Below are 19,147 nucleotides of genomic sequence, written 5' to 3'. Positions count from 1 at the left end.
TGACAGGAAAGGCCCGAGCGATGGGTACCGAGGACAAGCTCCGCGACTATCTCAAGCGCGCCACCGTCGAACTGGCGGAGACCCGCAGGCGCCTGACCGAGGACGAGAGCCGTCGCCACGAGCCCATCGCCATCGTGGGCATGGCCTGCCACTTCCCGGGCGGCGTCAGCAGCCCCGAGGAACTGTGGGAGCTCGTGCGCTCCGGCCGCGACGCCATCGGGGACTTCCCCGACGACCGCGGCTGGAACCTCGATGACCTGTACGACCCCGACCCCGACGCGATCGGCAAGAGCTACACGCGCAACGGCGGCTTCATCCCCGACGCGTTCGACTTCGACGCCGCGTTCTTCGGCATCAGCCCGCGCCACGCGCTCGGCACCGACCCGCAGCACCGGCTGTTCCTCCAGGCCACCTGGGAGGCGTTCGAGGCGGCCGGGATCGACCCGGGGACGCTGCGCGGCAGCCGTACCGGCGTGTACGCGGGCGTGATGTACGAGCACTACTCCAACCGCTTCCTCGACGGCTCGCCCGAGGCGATCGAGGGCACGCTGTTCACCTCGTCCGTGGCCAGCGTGCTGTCCGGCCGCGTCTCCTACGTCTACGGCCTGGAGGGCCCGTCGATCTCGATCGACACCGCCTGCTCCTCCTCGCTGGTCGCCATCCACCTCGCCACCCAGGCGCTGCGCCGGGGCGAGTGCACGCTGGCCCTGGCCGGCGGCGTGACGTTGATGCCGTCGCCGGTGCCGTTCGTGGAGTTCTCCCGCCAGCGGGCACTGTCGCCCGACGGGCGCTGCAAGGCGTTCTCCTCCACGGCCGACGGGGTGGCCTGGGCGGAGGGCGCCGGGGTGCTGCTGCTTGAGCGCCTGTCGGACGCGCGCCGCAACGGCCGCCGCATCCTCGCCGTCGTCCGCGGCAGCGCGGTCAACCAGGACGGCGCCAGCAACGGCATGACCGCCCCCAGCGGGCCCGCCCAGGAGCGCGTGATCGAGCAGGCGCTCGCCGACGCCCGCCTCGACCTCCACGACGTCGACGCGGTGGAGGCGCACGGCACCGGCACCACCCTCGGCGACCCGATCGAGGCGCACGCCCTGCTGGCCACCTACGGACGCAGGCGGCCCGCCGACCGGCCGCTCTGGCTGGGCTCGCTCAAGTCGAACCTCGGGCACGCCCAGGCGGCGGCCGGGGTCGGCGGCGTGATCAAGATGGTGAAGGCGCTGGAGCACCGGGTGCTGCCGCGCACGCTGCACGTGGCCGAGCCGACCCCGCACGTGGACTGGTCGCTGGGCGGCGTACGGGTGCTGACCGGCGAGGTCGAGCTGCCCGAAGGCGAGCGCCCGCCGCGCGCCGGCGTCTCCAGCTTCGGCGTGAGCGGCACCAACGCGCACCTGATCCTGGAGCGCGGCCCCGACGAGGAGCCAGCCCCCGAGACCGCCGCGCCGCTGGTGTGGGTCGTGTCGGCCAAGACCGGGAGCGCGCTGCGCGCCCAGGCCGCCAGGCTGCGCGGGCGGGCCGCGACCGCGTCGCTCACCGACCTGGCCGCCGCCGGCCCGGTGCTCGCGCGCCGGGCCAGGTTCGCCCACCGCGCCGTCGTGATCGCCGCCGACCGCCTCGAACTGCTGGCCGGCCTCGACGCGCTCGCGGACGGCGCCCCGCACCCCGCCCTCCTGGAGGGCGTCGCCGCCGCGGCCCGCACCATCTTCCTGTTCCCCGGCCAGGGCTCGCAGTGGCCGGGAATGGCCGTCGAGCTTCTCGAGGCCAGCGAGGTCTTCCGCGAGCGGCTGCGCGCGTGCGACGAGGCGCTCAAGCCGCACACCGGCTGGTCGGTGGAGGACGTGCTGCGCTCGGGCGAGAAGCTGACCGGCTCCGACGTCATCCAGCCCGTGCTGTTCGCGGTGATGGTCGCGCTGGCCGAGCTCTGGCGCTCGCTCGGCGTCGAGCCCGCCGCGGTCGTCGGCCACTCGCAGGGCGAGATCGCCGCGGCCTGCGTCGCCGGAGTCCTCTCGGTGGAGGACGCCGCCCGGATCGTCGCGCTGCGCAGCCGGGTCATCGGCGAGCGGCTCGGCGGCACCGGCGGCATGCTCTCCGCCGCGCTGCCGTCCGAGCGGGTGCGCGAGCTGCTCGCGCCGTACGAGGGGCGGCTGTGGATCGCCGTGGACAGCGGGCCGGGCGGGTGCGTCGTCGCCGGTGACGTGGACGCGCTCGACGAGGTGGCCGCCGCCTGGGAGGAGCCCTACCGGGCGCGCAGGATCGCGGTGGACTACGCCTCGCACACGCCGCACATCGAGGTCCTGCGCGACGAGCTGCCCGCGCTTCTGGGCGAGGTACGGCCGGGCCGTACCGACATCGAGTTCTGCTCCTCGATGGCCGGGGACTTCATCGACACCGACCGGCTGACGGCCGGCTACTGGTTCGACAACGTGCGCAACCCGGTCCTGTTCCGGCAGGCGATCGGCTCGGTCACCGGAGCGCCGCTGTTCGTCGAGGTGAGCCCGCACCCGGTGCTCCAGGCGGACGTGGCCGAGATGAACGAGTCCGCGGGCATCTGCGGCACCCTGCGCAGGGGCTCGGGCGACTGGCGGCGCTTCCTGACCGCGCTCGCCCAGGCGTTCGTGCTGGGCGCCGAGGTCGACTGGGCCGCCGCGCTCGCCGCCATCCCCTTCCGGCACGTGGACCTGCCTACCTACGCCTTCGACCGGCAGCGCTACTGGCTGGACGCCGGCGCGCGGGCAGGGCGCGTCCCCGGCGTGGACGGCTCCGAGCACCCGCTGCTGAACGCGGTCGTGCCGGTGGCCGACGGCGGGCTCGTGCTCAGCGGCCAGCTGTCCACCAAGATCGCGCCCTGGCTGGCCGACCACGCGGTCGAGGGCGGCGTCCTGCTGCCCGGCGCCGCCTTCGCCGAACTGGCGCTCGAAGCGGCCGCCGCCGCCGGCTGCGAGCTGGTCGAGGAACTCATCATCGAGGCGCCGCTGATCCTCACCGGAACCGCACGCCTCCAGGTCGTCGTCTCCGCCGAGACCGACGGGCGGCGCGGCATCACGATCTTCTCCGAGACCGGCGACGCCTGGGTCCGTCACGCCTCCGGCGCCCTGGCCGTCACCGGAACCGCCTCTCCCGGCTGGGCGGCCACCTGGCCTCCCGACGGCGCCCAGCCGGTGGAGGTGGCCTACGAGCAACTGGCCGCCCAGGGCTACGAGTACGGGCCCGCCTTCCAAGGCGTGAGCGCGATGTGGCGCGCGGGCGAGGAACTGTTCGCCGAGGTCAGCGCCCCCGACGGGGTGGACGTGACCGGGTTCGGCATCCACCCCGCGCTGCTGGACGCCTCCTTCCACCCGCTCGTGCTGGCGGCCGAGGGGGGCGCGCTGCGGCTGCCGTTCGCCTTCCGTGGCGTGCGTCTGTCGGCCGCGCAGGCCTCCCTCCTGCGCGTACGGCTGACGCCGCGCGGCGCCGACGACGCCGGGATCGAGGCGGTCGACGCCGCCGGTCACCCGGTCTTCTCGATCGACTCCCTCCGCGTACGGCAGGCCGCCCCCCGACCGGCCGCCGCCCAGGTGGCCCCGCACGGCCTGGACTGGGTGGAGATCGCGCCCACGGCCGATCCGGCGGGCTCGTTCACGGTGGTACCGCTGGCCGAGGGCACGCCGCGCGAGCTGGCCGCCCGCGTCCTGGCGGCGGTGGCAGGCGAGGACCACCAGGTGGTGTTCGCGCCCAGCGGCCTGGACGCCGCAGTGGTCCGGGGCCTGGTGCGGACGGCGCAGACCGAGCAACCGGGCCGGTTCGTCCTGGCCGACGTGCCGGACGGCTTCGCCGACTGGGAGCGGGTGCTGGCGACCGGCGAGCCGGAGGTGCGGGTGCGCGACGGCAAGCTGTTCGCCCCGCGCGTGGCCCGCAGAACCGCCGGGGAACCCGAGCCCATCGGCTCCGGCACGGTCCTGGTGACCGGCGGGACCGGCGGTCTGGGCGGGCTGATCTCTCGTCATCTGGTCGAGCGGTACGGGGTGCGCGACCTGGTGCTCCTGTCGCGGCGCGGTGCCGGCGCACCGGGAGCGGGAGAGCTGCGCGCGGAGCTCGAAGAGCTGGGCGCGCGAGTCGAGGTGCTCGCGTGTGATGTGGCCGACCGGCGGGCGCTGGCCGCGGTGGTGGACGGGATCGCGGATCTGACCGGTGTCGTGCACACGGCCGGGGTTCTCGACGACGCCACGATCGAGGGGCTGACGCCGGAGCGGATCGACCGGGTCTTCGCCCCCAAGCTGGACGCGGCCTGGCACCTGCACGAGCTGACCAAGGACCGCGACCTCAAGGCCTTCGTGCTCTTCTCCTCCCTGGCCGGCATCCTCGGCAACGCCGGACAGGGCAACTACGCCGCCGCCAACACCTACCTCGACGCGCTGGCCGAACTGCGCAGGGACGAGGGGCTGCCGGCCGTCTCCATCGCCTGGGGGCTCTGGGACACCTCCACCGACCTGACCGGCGGGCTCAGCGCCGCCGACCGGGGCAGGCTGGCCCGCTCCGGCGTCGCCCCGCTCGACTCCGCTCAGGGGCTGGAGTTGCTGGACGCGGCGCTGGCCACCGACGAGGCCGTGGTCGTGGCGGTGCGCTGGGACACCGCCGGGCTGCGGGCCAGGGCGGAGAACGACGACCTTCCCGCCATGCTGCGCGGGCTGGTGCGCGGGCCCCGCCGTACCGCGTCGAACGTGACGGTCGCGGGCGGGCTGGCCGAGCGGCTGGCGGCGCTCCCGCACACCGAGAGCCTGCGCCTGCTGACCGCCACCGTCCGCGCGCACGTCGCGGCCGTGCTCGCCCACGCCAGCCCCGACCAGATCGACGTCGGCACCGCCTTCAGCCAGCTCGGGTTCGACTCGCTCACCGCGGTCGAGCTGCGCAACCGGCTCAACGCCGAGACCGGCCTGCGGCTGCCCGCGACGCTCGTCTTCGACCACCCGACCGTGACCTCCCTGGCCGACTACCTGTTCCGCACGCTCGCGCCCAAGACGCCCTCGCCCGAGGACGTGCTGGAAAGCGCCCTGGAGCGCGTCGAGGCCATGCTCACCAGCGCCAACGGGGAGGGCGAGGCCATCCGCGGCCGGCTCGTCCCGATCCTGCAGACCGCCCTCGCCCGGTACGGCGCGGGCCAGAACGACGCCGACGGCATGGTCGAGAAGATCGACGCCGCCTCCGATGAGGAGATCTTCGCGCTCATCGACAACGAACTGTGAACCCATGACTCCCGTTACCGGAAAGGTTCGCCCGATGGGGACCGAGGAAAAGCTGCGCGCCTACCTCAAGCGTGTGACCGTCGAACTGGCCCAAGCGCGCCGGAACCTCACCGAGGCCGAGGACCGCCGCCACGAGCCCATCGCCGTCGTCGGCATGGCCTGCCGCTACCCCGGCGGCGGCGACACGATCGAGGGCCTGTGGGAACTGCTGCGCGAAGGCAGGAGCGCCGTCGGCGAGGTGCCGCCCGCGCGCTGGGACATCGACGACTACTACGACCCCGACCCGCAGAAGCCGGGCGGCATGTACACGCGCTACGGCTGCTTCCTCGACGACGTGACCGGCTGGGACGCGGAGTTCTTCGGCATCTCGCCGCGCGAGGCGCTGCGCATGGACCCGCAGCAGCGGTTGCTGCTGGAGCTGGCGTGGGAAGGCTTGGAGAACGCGGGCCTGGCCCCCGACCGGATGGCCGGCAGCAGGACCGGCGTGATGGTCGGCTACATGGACACCCTCCAGTACGGCCGGCTCCAGATGGAGCTCCAGGGCCGGGACGCGGTCGCCGACCCGTACCTGGGCCAGGGCGCCATCTCCAGCGTGGCGGCCGGCCGTATCGCCTATCAGCTCGACCTGACCGGCCCCACGATGAGCGTGGACACCGCCTGCTCCTCCTCGCTGATCGCCGTGCACCTGGCCGTCGAGAGCCTGCGCAGGGGCGAGTGCGACCTGGCTTTGGCCGCGGGATGTTCGCTCACGCTGCACCCGTCGATGTTCATCCAGGCGTGCGCGGGCATGATGATGTGCTCCGACGGCCGGTGCAAGACCTTCGACGAGGGCGCCGACGGCTACGTCATGGGCGAGGGCGGCGGCCTGGTGGTGCTGGAGCCGCTGTCGAAGGCGCTGGCCAACGGGCGGCGTATCCGGGCGGTCATCAAGGGCTCGGCGGTCAACCAGGACGGGCGCAGCAACGGGCTCACCGCGCCCAGCAGGAGCGCCCAGGTCGACGTGATCACCCGCGCGCACGCCGCCGCCCGCGTCCGCGCCGACGAGGTCGACTACGTGGAGGCGCACGGCTCGGGCACCCAGCTCGGCGACGCGATCGAGCTGTCGGCCCTGCACGACGTGTTCGGCGAGCGCCCGGCCGAGCGGCCGCTGCGGGTGGGCGCCATCAAGACCAACATCGGCCACACGCAGGCCGCCGCCGGGGTCGCCGGGCTGATCAAGACCGTGCTCGTGCTGGAGAACGGCCTGGTGCCGCCCAACCTCAACCTGGACCGTCCCGCGACGGCCATCCCCGGGGACGGCACCGTGCAGCCGGTCAACGAGGTGCTGGAGCTGGCGCCGAGGCTGGCGGGCGTCAGCTCGTTCGGACTGTCGGGCTCGAACGCCCACGTGGTCCTGGAAGCGGCCCCTGAGGTCGCGGCGTCGCCGGTCGTCGCCCCCGTCCACGCCCTCCCCGTCTCGGCGGGCGGCGAGACGGCGCTGCGCGAGCAGGCGGGACGGCTGGCGCTTCACCTGGCCGGGCAGCCGGATCTGCGCGCCGCCGACGTGGCCCGCACGCTGCAGAGCGGCCGGGCCCACCTGGACCACCGCCGCCTGCTGGTCGTGGCGGACCTGCGCGAGGCCGTCACCCGCCTGCGTTCCCTGGCGGAGGCCCCCGCGATCTCCCGGGCCAAGGACAACCCGAGGATCGCCTTCCTGCTCCCCGGCGTCGGCGACCAGTACGCCGGTCTGGGCAAGGAGCTGTACGCGAGCGAGCCCGTCTACGCACAGGCTGTGGACGAGTGCGTCGCACAGGTGCTGGCGCACGCCGACCTGGACCTGCGCCCCTTCTTCGAGGCCGAGGCCGCCCCGAGGCAGGACGACCTGGCCGCGCTGCTCGGCCGCGACACCGGAGAGCGCGCCGACGACCCGCTCGACCACGCCCCGATCGCCCACCCCTTCCAGTTCACCGTCGAGTACGCGCTGGCCAAGCTGCTCGCGCACTGGGGCGTCACCCCCGACATGCTCATCGGTTACAGCCTCGGCGAGTACGTGGCCGCGTGCCTGGCCGGCGTCTTCACCCTTGAGGACGCCCTGCACGTGGTGATCGAGCGGGCCCACCTGATCAACGCGGTCCCCGCGGGCCGCATGGTCGCCGTGGCCGCCTCGGAGGAGAGCATCCGCGAGGCGCTGCCCGACCTGGAGGTCGACGTGGCCGCGCTCAACGGCCCGTCGATGACGGTCCTGAGCGGCCTGCCCGCCCAGATCGAACAGGCCACCGCCGTCCTGATGGCCGCCGGGCTGGCCTGCCGGCCGATGCGCTCGGCGCACGCCTTCCACAGCTCGCTGCTGCAGCCGGCCCGCGACAAGCTGCTGGCCCTGCTGGAGACCGTGCCGCGAAAGCCGCCGGCCACCACGATCGTCGCGAACCTCACCGGCGCCGCCCTCACCCCCGAACAGGCCGTCAGCGCCACCTACTGGGCCGACCAGCTCGTCAGCCCGGTCCGCTTCGCCGACGGGGTACGCCACTGCGTGGACCACGACATCGACGTCTTCATCGAGCTGGGCGCCGGGCAGACACTCGGCGGGCTGGTCCGCCAGAACCTCGCCGGCGCGGGGCCCGCCGCCGTCCTCGGCACGCTGCCCGCGCTGTGGACGACCGGCGAGCGCCGCGACGCCAGGACCGAGCTGCTGGAGAGCGCGGGCCGGCTGTGGGAGCTGGGCGCCACGATCCGCTGGGACCTGACCGGCCCGTCCGGCGCGGGCGTGACCACCCTGCCGGGCTACCCGTTCCAGCGCACCCGCTTCTGGCCCGAGCCGGGCCAGGACGTCGCCCCCGCCACCGTCATCAGGGCCGCCGCCCCCGCCGGTTCGAGCGACCCGGCCGACTTCCGGTTCGTGCCCGCGTGGCAGCGGGCCGCCGCACGCCCCGCCCTCCCGGCCTTCCTCTCCCTGCCCGGCCCGCTCGTGATCTTCTCCGACGGCCTCGCCGGTACGGCTCTCGCCGACCTGGCCGAAGCCGGCGGCACCACGGTCATCGAAGTCCTCCCCGGCACAGGCCTCCACCGTGAAGGCCGCCGCCTGACCATCGACCCCGCTGATCCGGCCCACTACGGCGAGGTCTTCGGCGACCTGCCCGGCGGTCCCGTGCACGTGGCGCACCTGTGGAGCCTGCTGTCCGACCGTACCGACCTGGTGGCGGCCATCGGCCACGGCTTCGACAGCCTGCTGCTGGCCACCCAGGCCATGAACGTCGTCCCCGGCTCCCGGCTGCTCACCGTCACCCGGGGCGCCACCGAGGTCCTCGGCGGGGACGCGCTCGCGCCCCAGCAGGCCATGGCACACGGGTTCGGGCGGGCGGTACAGCACGAGTTCAAGGACCTGAGCTGGACCGGCGTCGACCTCGACCCCGACGCCCCGGCCGACGCGCCGGAGGCCGGGCAACTGGTGGCCGGGCAACTGGCCGCAGAACTGATCGCCGAGGTCGGCGGCAGCGACGCCCTGGCCGCCTGGCGCCGCACCCACCGCTGGCTCCGCGCCTGGTCAGAAGTGCCGTCCGCGCCCCCCGGCGAGGGCTCTCCTTGGCGGGCCGACGGGGTCTACCTGATCACGGGTGGCACCCGGGGGCTGGGGATGGGGCTGGCCAGGCATCTGGTGCGGAGCGGGGTCAGGAAGCTGGCGCTGCTGAGCCGTACCCCACTCGACAGGGAGGCGACGCCGGAGCCCGGCAGCCGGGCGGAGCGCACGCTCCAGGACGTCGCGGCGCTGGAGGCGGCAGGTGCGCAGGTGCTGCTGGTGGCCGCGGACACCGGGAACGCGGAGCGGTTCGGGCGGGCCATCGCGGACGTGCGCGGCCACTACGGCGCCCTGCACGGCGTGATCCACTCGGCCGGTCTGCCCGCCGGGGGGCTGATGCAGCGCAGGACCGTCGCCGAGGCCCGCGCGGTGCTCGCGCCCAAGGTCCTGGCCATGGGCCCGCTGGCCGAACTGGTCAGCGCGCGGACCCCGGAACACCAGCGGCCGGAGCTGCTCGTCCTGTACTCCTCGGCGGTCACCGCGTTCGGCGGCATCGGCGAGGGCGACTACTGCGCGGCCAACAGCGTCCTCGACGCCTACGGCGAGGCGCTGGCCGCCACCGCCCCTTCCACCAGGGTCGTCTCCATCTCCTGGGGCCCCTGGCTGCACGACGACTGGCAGGCCGAGAACTTCAAGGGCACCGGCGGCCTGGCCGAGCGGGTGCGCGCCTACCGCGAGAGGTACGGCTTCGCCGAGGAGGCCGGCAACGAGCTCCTCGACACGATCATCCAGGGCGGCCACGGCTACGTCCTGGCCGCCAGGCAGCCGCTCGGGGAGGTGGTCAGGGAGTGGACGGCGATGCTCGACATCGACAACCTCATCGGCGCCGCCTCCGCGGTCCCGCGCGGCGAGCGCTTCCCCCGCCCGCAGCTGCGCACCGACTACGCGCGGCCGCGTAACGAGCGGGAGACGCTGATCGCCGAGATGTGGGGCGCCTACCTCGGCATCGACCAGGTGGGCGTGCACGACCCGTTCTTCGACCTCGGCGGCAACTCCCTGGTCGGGATGGCCATGGTGCTCGCCATCGAGAAGGAGCTCGGCGTCCCGATCGCCCCGGCCGTGCTGTTCGAGCACCCGACCGTGGCCGCGTTCGCCGCGGCCGTCGACGGCGGCGAGTCGGCCACGCAGGAAGTACTGACCAGCAGCTCGGCGAGGGGTCAGCGGCGGCGCCGCGCCCGGTCCGCAAGCGGAAGGCCCAGCACCGGAAGGGACAAGAACCGTGAGTGACGAGAGCGCCGGCACCGACATCGCGATCGTCGGGATGTCCGGGAGGTTCCCGGGCGCGCCCGGCGTCGCCGAGTTGTGGTCCGCCATCAGGGCGGGCAGATCGGGGATCACCCGCTTCACCGACGAGGAACTGCGCGCCGAGGGTGTCACCGAGGAGCAGCTCCAGGACCCGAGTTACGTGAAGGCCAACCCGGTTATCGAGGGCATCGACCTGTTCGACGCCTCGTTCTTCGGGCTGGGCGCCAAGGAGGCCCAGATCCTCGACCCGCAGCACCGGTTGTTCATGGAGCACAGCTGGGCGGCGCTGGAGGACGCGGGCTGCGACCCGACCCGCTTCGACGGCTCCATCGGCGTCTTCGGCGGCTGCGCCCACAGCTCCTACATGCAGAACAACCTGCTGCCCGGCGGCATCGGCGAGGTCATGGGCCATCTGGCGCTCGGCCTGGCCAACGACAAGGACTCGCTGACCACCCGCGTCGCGCACACGCTGGGCCTGACCGGACCCAGCTACGGCGTGCAGAGCTACTGTTCGACCTCGCTGGTCGCGATCTGCGCGGCGGCCACGAGCCTGGCCGGGTTCGAATGCGACATGGCGCTGGCCGGCGGCGTCGCCGTCAACGTTCCCCACCGGGTCGGCTACATCTACCAGCCCGGCGGGATCGCCCCACCCGACGGCGAGTGCCGCGCCTTCGACGCGGCGGGACTCGGCAGCCCGCTCGGCAGTGGCGTCGGCGTGATCGTGCTGCGCCGCCTTGAGGACGCGCTCGACGCCGGCGACCAGATCTACGCGGTCATCCGCGGCTGGGCGGTCAACAACGACGGCGGCAAGAAGGTCGGCTTCACCGCGCCCGGCGTGCAGGGACAGGCCTCGGTCATGGCCGAGGCGCTGGCCGCCGCCGACCTGGCGCCCTCCGACATCGACTACGTGGAGGCGCACGGCACCGGCACCGCACTCGGCGACGCCGCCGAGCTCGCCGCGATCCAGCAGGTCTTCCGCGGCGAGTCGCTGCTCGTCGGCTCCGTGAAGACGAACCTGGGCCACCTCGACCGGGCGGCAGGGGTGACCAGCCTCATCAAGGCGGCGCTGGCGCTGCGCAACGACGAGATCCCGCCCACGCTCAACCTGGTCACGCCCAACCAGCAGCTCAGCAGCGGCGACGCCGAGATCGAGGTCGTCACCGAGCTGCGCTCCTGGCCGCGGGCGGCGGGCCGTACCAGGAGGGCGGGGGTCAGCGCCTTCGGCATCGGCGGCACGAACGCCCACGTGGTCCTGGAGGAGGCGCCGCCGGTCCCGAGGCCGGAGACGGAGCCGAGGGCCGAGCTGCTGGTCTGGTCGGCGCGCACCGCCGAGGCGGCGGACGCGATGACGGACCGGCTGGCCGCCCACCTGGAGGCCGAGGACGGCGTACGGCTGGCCGACGTGGCGCACACGCTGCAGTCGGGCCGCCAGTTGTTCGGGCACCGCAGGATCCTGGTCGCGGGCGACGCGGCCGAGGCCGTGGCCGGGCTGCGCGAGCCGGCCGTGCTCACCCGCTCCGACACCCGTGACGACCGGCCCGTGGCCTTCCTGCTGGCCGGCACCGGCGAGCAGTACGCGGGCATGGCCGCCGACCTCTACGAGACCGAGCCGGTCTTCGCCCAGACGCTCGACCGGTGCCGTACGGCGCTGCGCGGGCTCATGGACGGCGCCGACCCGCTGGCCGCCATGCTCCGACCCCGCGTGACGGGCGAGGCGGGCGCGCTGGCCAGGATGCTGGGCCGCGCCGAGGCCTCGGACGCCACCTCGACCGACCTGCTCCAGCCCGCGTTGTTCGCGGTGGAGTACGCCTTGGCGCGGCTGGTGCGCTCCTGGGGCGTCGAGCCGTCGATCCTGGCCGGCTACAGCCTCGGCGAGTACGTGGCCGCGACCCTGGCCGGGGTCCTCTCGCTGGACGACGCGCTCGCGCTGGTCGCCCACCGGGCCAAGCTGATCAACCAGCTGCCCGCCGGCGGCATGAGCGCCGTCCCACTGGCCGAGGCCGAGGTGCGGGCGCGCATCGCCGCCGTCCCCGGCGTGGACGTGGCCGCCGTCAGCGGTCCCGAGCTGACCGTGATCTCCGGCGAGCCGGAGGGCCTGGCGGCCGTGCGGGCGCTGCTGGAGGCCGAGTCGATCCCGTGCCGCCCGCTGGCCACCACCCACGCCTTCCACTCGCGCATGATGGAGCCGATCCGCGGCGAGCTCACCGCGTGGATCGCCGCCACCATCACGCTCAACCCGCCCCGCGTCCCCTACGTCTCCAACGTGACCGGCGCCCTCGCCACCGCCGAGCAGGTGACCGACCCCGGCTACTGGGCCGAGCACATGTGCGCGCCCGTGCAGTTCGACAAGGTCATCGGCACGCTGCTCGGGCATGGCGAGGCGGCGCTGCTGGAGATCGGCCCCGGGCCGTCGCTGGGCGCGATGGTCCGCGGGCACCGCGACTGCCCGCGCGACCGGTGGCCGCTCATCGTGCAGGCGCTGCCCGCCGAGAGCGACCAGCGGCCCGCCGGGAAGGTGCTCGCCGAGGCGGTCGGCAGGCTGTGGCTGGCCGGGGTGCCGGTGGACTGGGCCGGCTACCAGCAGGACCGGCCTGTGGCCAAGGTGTCGCTGCCGCCGTACCCGTTCCAGCGCACCCGCTACTGGGTGGACGCGCCCGCCGCCACGGCGACGGCCGCCGCGCCGATCGACATCCCGGCACCGGCCGCCGCGCCGGAACCGCACGTGCGGGTGATGGCCGCGAAGTGGACCGCCGCGGAGACCGCCGGGGCGTCCGCGCCGGTCGGCCGGGCCGTGCTGGTCGCCGACCGCGGCGGCGTGGCCGAGGCCCTGGCCGGGGTACTGCGCGCCACGGGCACCGACGTCGAGATCGCCGCCGGCCCCGGATCGGCCGCCGGTCCCGGATCCGTCGGCGGAGGGATCGACGCCGGACCCGGATCGGCCGACGTGGTTGTCGACCTGCGCATGCTCGACCACACCGACGACGGCGGCGACGGCCGGGAGGCCCTGCTGCCCGTGTCCGCGCTCCTGGACGCCTGGGCCGAGAGCGGCGACAACACCCGGATCATCGTGGTCACCTCCGGCGGCCAGGCCGTGCTTCCCGGCGAGAGCCCGTCGCCCGCCCAGGCGGCCGTGGCGACGCTGCCGCTGGTGGCCAACCAGGAGTACCTGAACCTCGACTGCCGCGCCGTCGACCTGCCGCCCGGCCTGGCCGCCGGGGAGGCCGCCGCGCTGCTGGCCGCCGAACTCGCCGCGCCGCAGGGCGAGGTCCTGGCCGCCTACCGCGACGGCCGCCGCCTCCTGCGCGACTTCGAGCCGGTACGCCCCGCCGACACCCGAGTGAGCAACAGGCCCGGCGACACCCAACAGGGCACCGGCGCGCGCGAGGGCGTCAAGAAGGGTGGTGCCTATCTGGTCACCGGCGGCCTGGGCCCGGTGGGTCTCCTGCTGGCCGATCACCTGGCCGGCGCCGGAGCCGGCCGTCTCGTCCTGACCAGCCGCAACGGCCTGCGCAGCCCCAACGGGCAGGCCGCCGACCCGCGCCACGCGGCGGTGGAGCGGCTCAGGGCGCGCGGCGTCGAGGTGCTGACCCCCGCCGTGGACGTCACCGACCCGGACGCCATGCGCGCCGCCCTCGACGGCGTGGACGGCGTGATCCACCTGGCCGCCGAGAGCAACCCCGACACCTTCGTCTCCCTGCGCGACCTGGACGAGACCGCCGTGGACAGGCACTTCTCCGCCAAGGTGGCCGGCGCCAAGGTCCTGGAGCGGGTCTTCGACGAGATGGAGCGGCCGCCGGCGTTCTGCGTGCTGTTCTCCTCCACCTCCTCGATCCTCGGCGGCATCACGTTCGGCAGCTACGCCGCCGCCAACGCCGCCCTGACCGCGCTGGCCCACCGCGTCCACGCCCGCCGTACCCCGACCACGTGGGTGGCGGCGGGCTGGGACACCTGGGCGGTCTCGCTGGAGCGCCTGGGCGGCGGGCTCGGCGCCGCGATGGTGGCGCACTCGATGAGCACCGAAGAGGGCATGGCCGCCTTCGACCGGCTGCTGGCCGCGCCCGCGCCGGGCCTGGTGGTGGCGGCGGGCGGGCTGGACGACCGGCTGCCGCGCGCCGCCGCGAGCACGCCGGTGACGGCCAAGGGGGACCGGTTTCCCCGGCCTGAGCTGCCGCAGCCGTACAGCCCGCCGCTCACGGACGCCGAGCGCGGCCTGGCCGAGCTCTGGTCCGAGGTGCTGGGCGTCGAGCCGGTCGGCACCCGGGACAACTTCTTCGACCTGGGCGGCAACTCGCTGGTCGCGCTGCAGATGCTCCGGCTGGTGAAGGAGCGGTTCGGCGTGGCCGTACCGACGGTGATGCTGTTCGAGGCGCCGACGGTGAACCGGCTGGCGGCGATCCTCGACGAGCGCGGCGCGGCCCTGCCCGCCGCGCCCGCGAACGCGAGGGTCGTCGAGCGGGCGAAGCCCAGCGAGGACGACGACGACCGGCGGATCGCCATCGTCGGCATGGCCGGGCGCTTCCCCGGCGCCTCCGACGTCGGCGCCTTCTGGCGCAACCTGCGCGACGGCGTCGAGTCCATCACGTTCTTCTCCGAGGAGGAGCTGGTGGCCGCGGGCGTGGACCCCGAGCTGGTGCGCGACCCGGCCTACGTGCCGGCGCGCCCGGTGCTGGACGAGGTGGCCGAGTTCGACGCGGCCTTCTTCGGGATGAGCCCGCGCATGGCCGCGATCACCGACCCGCAGCAGCGGGCCTTCCTGGAGGTCTGCTGGGAGGCCCTGGAGCAGGGCGGGTACGCCGCCCCCGAGAACCGGGGCCGGGTCGGCGTGTTCGGCGGCGCCAACATCAGCACCTACCTGCTGCGCATGAGCGACCACCTGCTCGGCGCCGACAGCGACGACTTCAGCGACTTCGAAGTCATCATGGGCAACGACAAGGACGCCCTGACCACGGTCGTGTCCTACCTGTTCGACCTGTACGGGCCGAGCGTGGCGGTGCAGACGTTCTGCTCCACCTCGCTGGTGGCCGCGCACATGGCGGTGCAGAGCCTGCGGGCGGGCGAGTGCGAGCTGGCGCTGGCCGGCGGCGTCTCGATCCGGGTGCCGGACCGGGTGGGACACAAGTTCGGGCCGGGCGGGCAGGAGTCGCCCGACGGGCACGTGCGCACGTTCGACGCGCAGGCGCGGGGCAGCATGTTCGGCGACGGGGCGGCGGCCGTACTGCTGAAGCGGCTGCCGGACGCGATCCGCGACGGCGACCACGTCTGGGCGGTCATCCGCGGCGCGGCCATGAACAACGACGGCGCGCTCAAGGTCGGCTACACCGCGCCCAGCGTGGTCGGCCAGGCCAGGGTCATCGCCGACGCGATGGCCGACGCCGGCGTGAGCGGCGACGACATCAGCTACATCGAGGCCCACGGCACCGCGACCGAGCTCGGCGACCCGATCGAGGTGGCCGCGCTGACCCGGGCCTTCGGCCGGACCAGCGACAAGAAGTACTGCCCCATCGGCTCGGTGAAGACCAACGTCGGCCACCTCGACCGCGCGGCCGGCGCCAGCGGCCTGATCAAGACGGCGCTCGCGCTGGACAGCGGCCTGATCCCGCCGAGCCTGCACTACACCAGCCCCAACCCCGAGATCGACTTCGACGACAGCCCGTTCTACGTCAACACCGAGCTGGCCGAGTGGCGCACCCGCGACGGCCGCCCGCGCATCGCCGGCCTCAACTCGCTCGGCATGGGCGGCACGAACGTGCACCTCGTCGTCGAACAGGCGCCTGCTAGGGACACCGCCCCCGAGTCCCCGCGCAGGTACCAGGTGCTCCCGCTGTCCGCGCGCAATGCCACGGCGGCGGACCAGGCGTGCCAACGCCTCGGCGAGCACCTGAGAGAGGCGACCGGGGCCCGGCTCGCCGACGTCGCGTACACCCTTCAGGTGGGACGCAAGACGTTCGAGCACCGCCGGGCCCTGGTCGCCGCCACCGTCGGGGAAGCCGCAGAGGAACTGACCGGCACCGGGGTCCTGAACCGGGTCGACACCGTGCAGGGACGGCAGGTCGCGTTCCTGCTGGGCGGCGTCGGCGAGCAGTACCCGGGCCTGGCCGCCGGGCTCTACGCGCACGAGCCGGTCTTCAAGGCCCACCTCGACACCTGCCTTGAGCGGCTGCGGGAGCTGGACCTGACGGACCTGGCGGACCTGCTGACCGGCGAGCGCGGCGGCGCCCCCGGCCTGGCCGCGCTGCTGGGCCGGGGCGGCGACTCCGACGAGCGCGCCGCCCGGCTGGAGCGCACGGAGGTGGTCCAGCCCGCGCTGTTCGCCGTCGAGTACGCGCTGGCCCGCACGCTCATGGACTGGGGCCTCCAGCCGCGGATCATGCTCGGCTACAGCCTCGGCGAGTACGTGGCCGCCACCCTGGCCGGAGTCCTGTCCCTGGAGGACGCGCTCAAGCTGGTCGCCCACCGGGCCCGGCTCATCGCCGGACTGCCCGGCGGCTCCATGCTCGCGATCTCCATGCCCGAGGACGGCCTGCGCCGCCGCTTCCCGCTCGACGGGCTGGACGTGGCCGCCGTCAACGGGCCGCAGGTGACGGTCGTCGCCGGGCCGGGCGAGGCGGTGGACGCCCTGGCCGAGCGGCTGCGGGCGGCCGAGGTGCCGTGCCGGCCGCTGCAGACCACGCACGCCTTCCACTCCAGGATGCTGGAGCCGATCGCGGCCGAGCTCACCGACTGGGTGAAGAAGAACGTCCGGCTCAACGCCCCGGCGCTGCCGTACGTGTCGAACCTGACCGGCGAGGTGGCCGGCGACGAGGTGCGCGACCCCGGCTACTGGGCCAGGCACATGTGCGAGACCGTGCGCTTCGCCGCCGGGCTCGAAAGCCTGCTGGCCGACCCGGAGCTGGCGATCGTGGAGATCGGGCCGGGCCAGTCGCTCGGCGCGCTGGTGCGCGGCGCGGGCTGCCCGCCGCAGCGCTGGCCGCTCATCTCCCACGTACTGCCCGCCGCCGGGGACAACCGGCCCGACGACGAGGTGTTCGCCGGCTGCCTGGCCCGCCTCTGGCTGGGCGGCGCCACCCTCGACTGGGACGCCTACCACGGCCGCGTCGAGGGCGCCGACCCCGCGGGGCTGCCCGGCCGCGTGCCGCTGCCCACCTACCCGTTCCAGCGGCTGCGCTACTGGATCGACCCGCCCGCGAGCAAGGGCAGGAAGAGGACGGTCGAGGACGCGATCGCCGAGGGCTCGCTGTTCGACGCGATCACGAGCCTGGGCAAGCTGCCCGAGGACCAGTGGCTCTACCAGCCCGTCTGGCGTCAGGTCACCGCCTCGCCGAGGGCCGAGCCCGCCACCTGGCTGGTCTACTCCCGCGACGGGCTGGCCGAGCGCGTGCTGGCCGAGCTCCGCCGTACCACGGACAAGCCCATCTCCGTCGTACGGCCCGGCGACGCCTACACCACCTCCCCGGACGGCTACACGATCAGGCCCGGCAACGTGGCCGACACCGCGGCCCTGCTCAGAGACCTGCGTGGCGCGGGCCGTCCCCTCGACCGGGTCGTCCACCTCTGGGGCTTGGACGCGACGGCGCAGGGCCCCCACACGCTGGTCGCGCTGGCCAGGGCGGCGGGCGAGTCGGGCGTGGACGGCTGGTCGCTGGACGTGGCGGTCACCGGCACCCAGCAGGTACTCGGCGAGGACGTCACGAACCCGGACAGCGCGCAGCTGATTGGCCCGAGCCTGGTGATCCCGCTGGAGTACCCGAACGTCCGCACCCGCTTCATCGACGCCGAGCAGGACGGCCCCGCCGACCTGGTGGCCGAGCTGCTGCGCGAGCAGTCCGCCAGGACGGTGGCACTGCGGCGCGGCAGACGCTGGGTGCCCGGCTACGACCGCATGCCGCTGCCGGAGGCCGAGCCGCTGCGCGACGGCGGCGTCTACCTGATCACCGGCGGCCTGGGCGGCATCGCGCTCGGCCTGGCCGAGCAGCTGGCCAAGGAGTCGCAGGCCAAGCTGGTGCTGCTGGCCAGGAACGGCCTGCCGGAGCGCTCCCGCTGGGCCGCGATCCTGGGCGGCGCCGAGCAGGCCGGCGAGACGATCCGCCACCGCGTCGAGCGGGTGCTGGCGATCGAGGCGGCCGGCGGCGAGGTCGAGGTGGTCGTCGGCGACGTGGCGAGCGCGGACGACGTCGCCCGCGCGGTCGGGCGGGCCCGCGAGCGGTTCGGCACGCTGCACGGCGTGCTGCACGCGGCGGGCGTGCCCGGCATGGGGCTCATGCAGTTCAAGCGGCCGGAAGAGCTCGACGAGGTCATGGCGCCCAAGATCGCCGGGATGCGGGCGCTGGCCGAGGCGCTGCGCCTGGGCGAGCCGGACGAGGCCGAGCTGGACTTCCTCGTCCTGTTCTCCTCGATCACCTCCGCCACCGGCGGCGGCCCCGGCCAGGTGGACTACTGCGCCGCCAACGCCTACCTCGACGCCTGCGCCCACCGGCCGGCCGCCTCCCGCACCCGCGTGGTGTCGGTCGACTGGGGCGAGTGGACCTGGAACGCCTGGGAGGCCGGCCTGGCCGGCTACGACGAGGGGCTCCAGGACTTCTTCCGCAAGAACCGGGTGCGCATCGGCATCGGGTTCGAGGACGGCTGGCGCTCGCTGCTGCGGGTGCTGTCCAGCGGCGAGCCCCGCGTCGTGGTCTCCACCCAGGACTTCCCGACGCTGGTCGAGGGCAGCTCGATGTTCACCCTGGAGGCGGTCACCGCCGCCGAGGCGAGCGGCGAGCGTCACCCCCGTCCCGAACTGGTCACCTCCTACCAGGAGCCCACCGGCCCCGCGGAGGAGAAGATCGCCGGGATCTGGTGCGACCTGCTCAAGCTGGAGCGGGTCGGCGTCCTGGACAACTTCTTCGAACTCGGCGGCAACTCGCTGCTCGGCGTCACCATCGTGGCCGCGGTCCGCCGCGCGTTCGAGCTGGCCGAACTGCCGCCGCACATCCTCTACGAGGCGCCCACGGTGGCCGCGCTGGCCCAGACCGTGGAGGCGATGGCCTCGGGAGAGGCGCAGACCGACGGCGGCACCGAAGGCGGCAGCCAGGTGCGCGCCCAGCTCCGCAGATCAGGACTCGAAGCCTCGGCCGCCCGCAGGCGTGGCCGGTAACGA

The 19,147-nt window shown here is 74.3% G+C and carries 3 protein-coding genes; all 3 read left to right on the top strand.

The annotated features are described in order from the left end of the window. The first annotated feature begins 20 nt into the window (after positions 1 to 20). Genes ACFWYW_RS25575 through ACFWYW_RS25565 form a run of 3 tightly spaced genes read left to right on the top strand, consistent with a single transcriptional unit; the run spans position 21 to position 19,144 of the window. Positions 21 to 5,213: an SDR family NAD(P)-dependent oxidoreductase gene (locus tag ACFWYW_RS25575; protein WP_379611827.1), complete on the top strand. Its 5,193-nt coding sequence runs from the start codon at positions 21 to 23 to the stop codon at positions 5,211 to 5,213. A gap of 34 nt (positions 5,214 to 5,247) precedes the next feature. Continuing rightward, positions 5,248 to 9,993, top strand: a complete 4,746-nt coding sequence (locus tag ACFWYW_RS25570) for an SDR family NAD(P)-dependent oxidoreductase (protein WP_379611826.1) — start codon at positions 5,248 to 5,250, stop codon at positions 9,991 to 9,993. After that, positions 9,986 to 19,144, top strand: a complete 9,159-nt coding sequence (locus tag ACFWYW_RS25565; protein WP_379611825.1) for an SDR family NAD(P)-dependent oxidoreductase — start codon at positions 9,986 to 9,988, stop codon at positions 19,142 to 19,144. The genes ACFWYW_RS25570 and ACFWYW_RS25565 overlap by 8 nt, the downstream gene beginning before the upstream one ends. Positions 19,145 to 19,147 lie beyond the last annotated feature (3 nt).

It is taken from the genome of Nonomuraea sp. NPDC059023 (assembly GCF_042740095.1).
Lineage (GTDB): Bacteria > Actinomycetota > Actinomycetes > Streptosporangiales > Streptosporangiaceae > Nonomuraea.
This window is presented reverse-complemented; position numbering and strand designations above follow the sequence as displayed.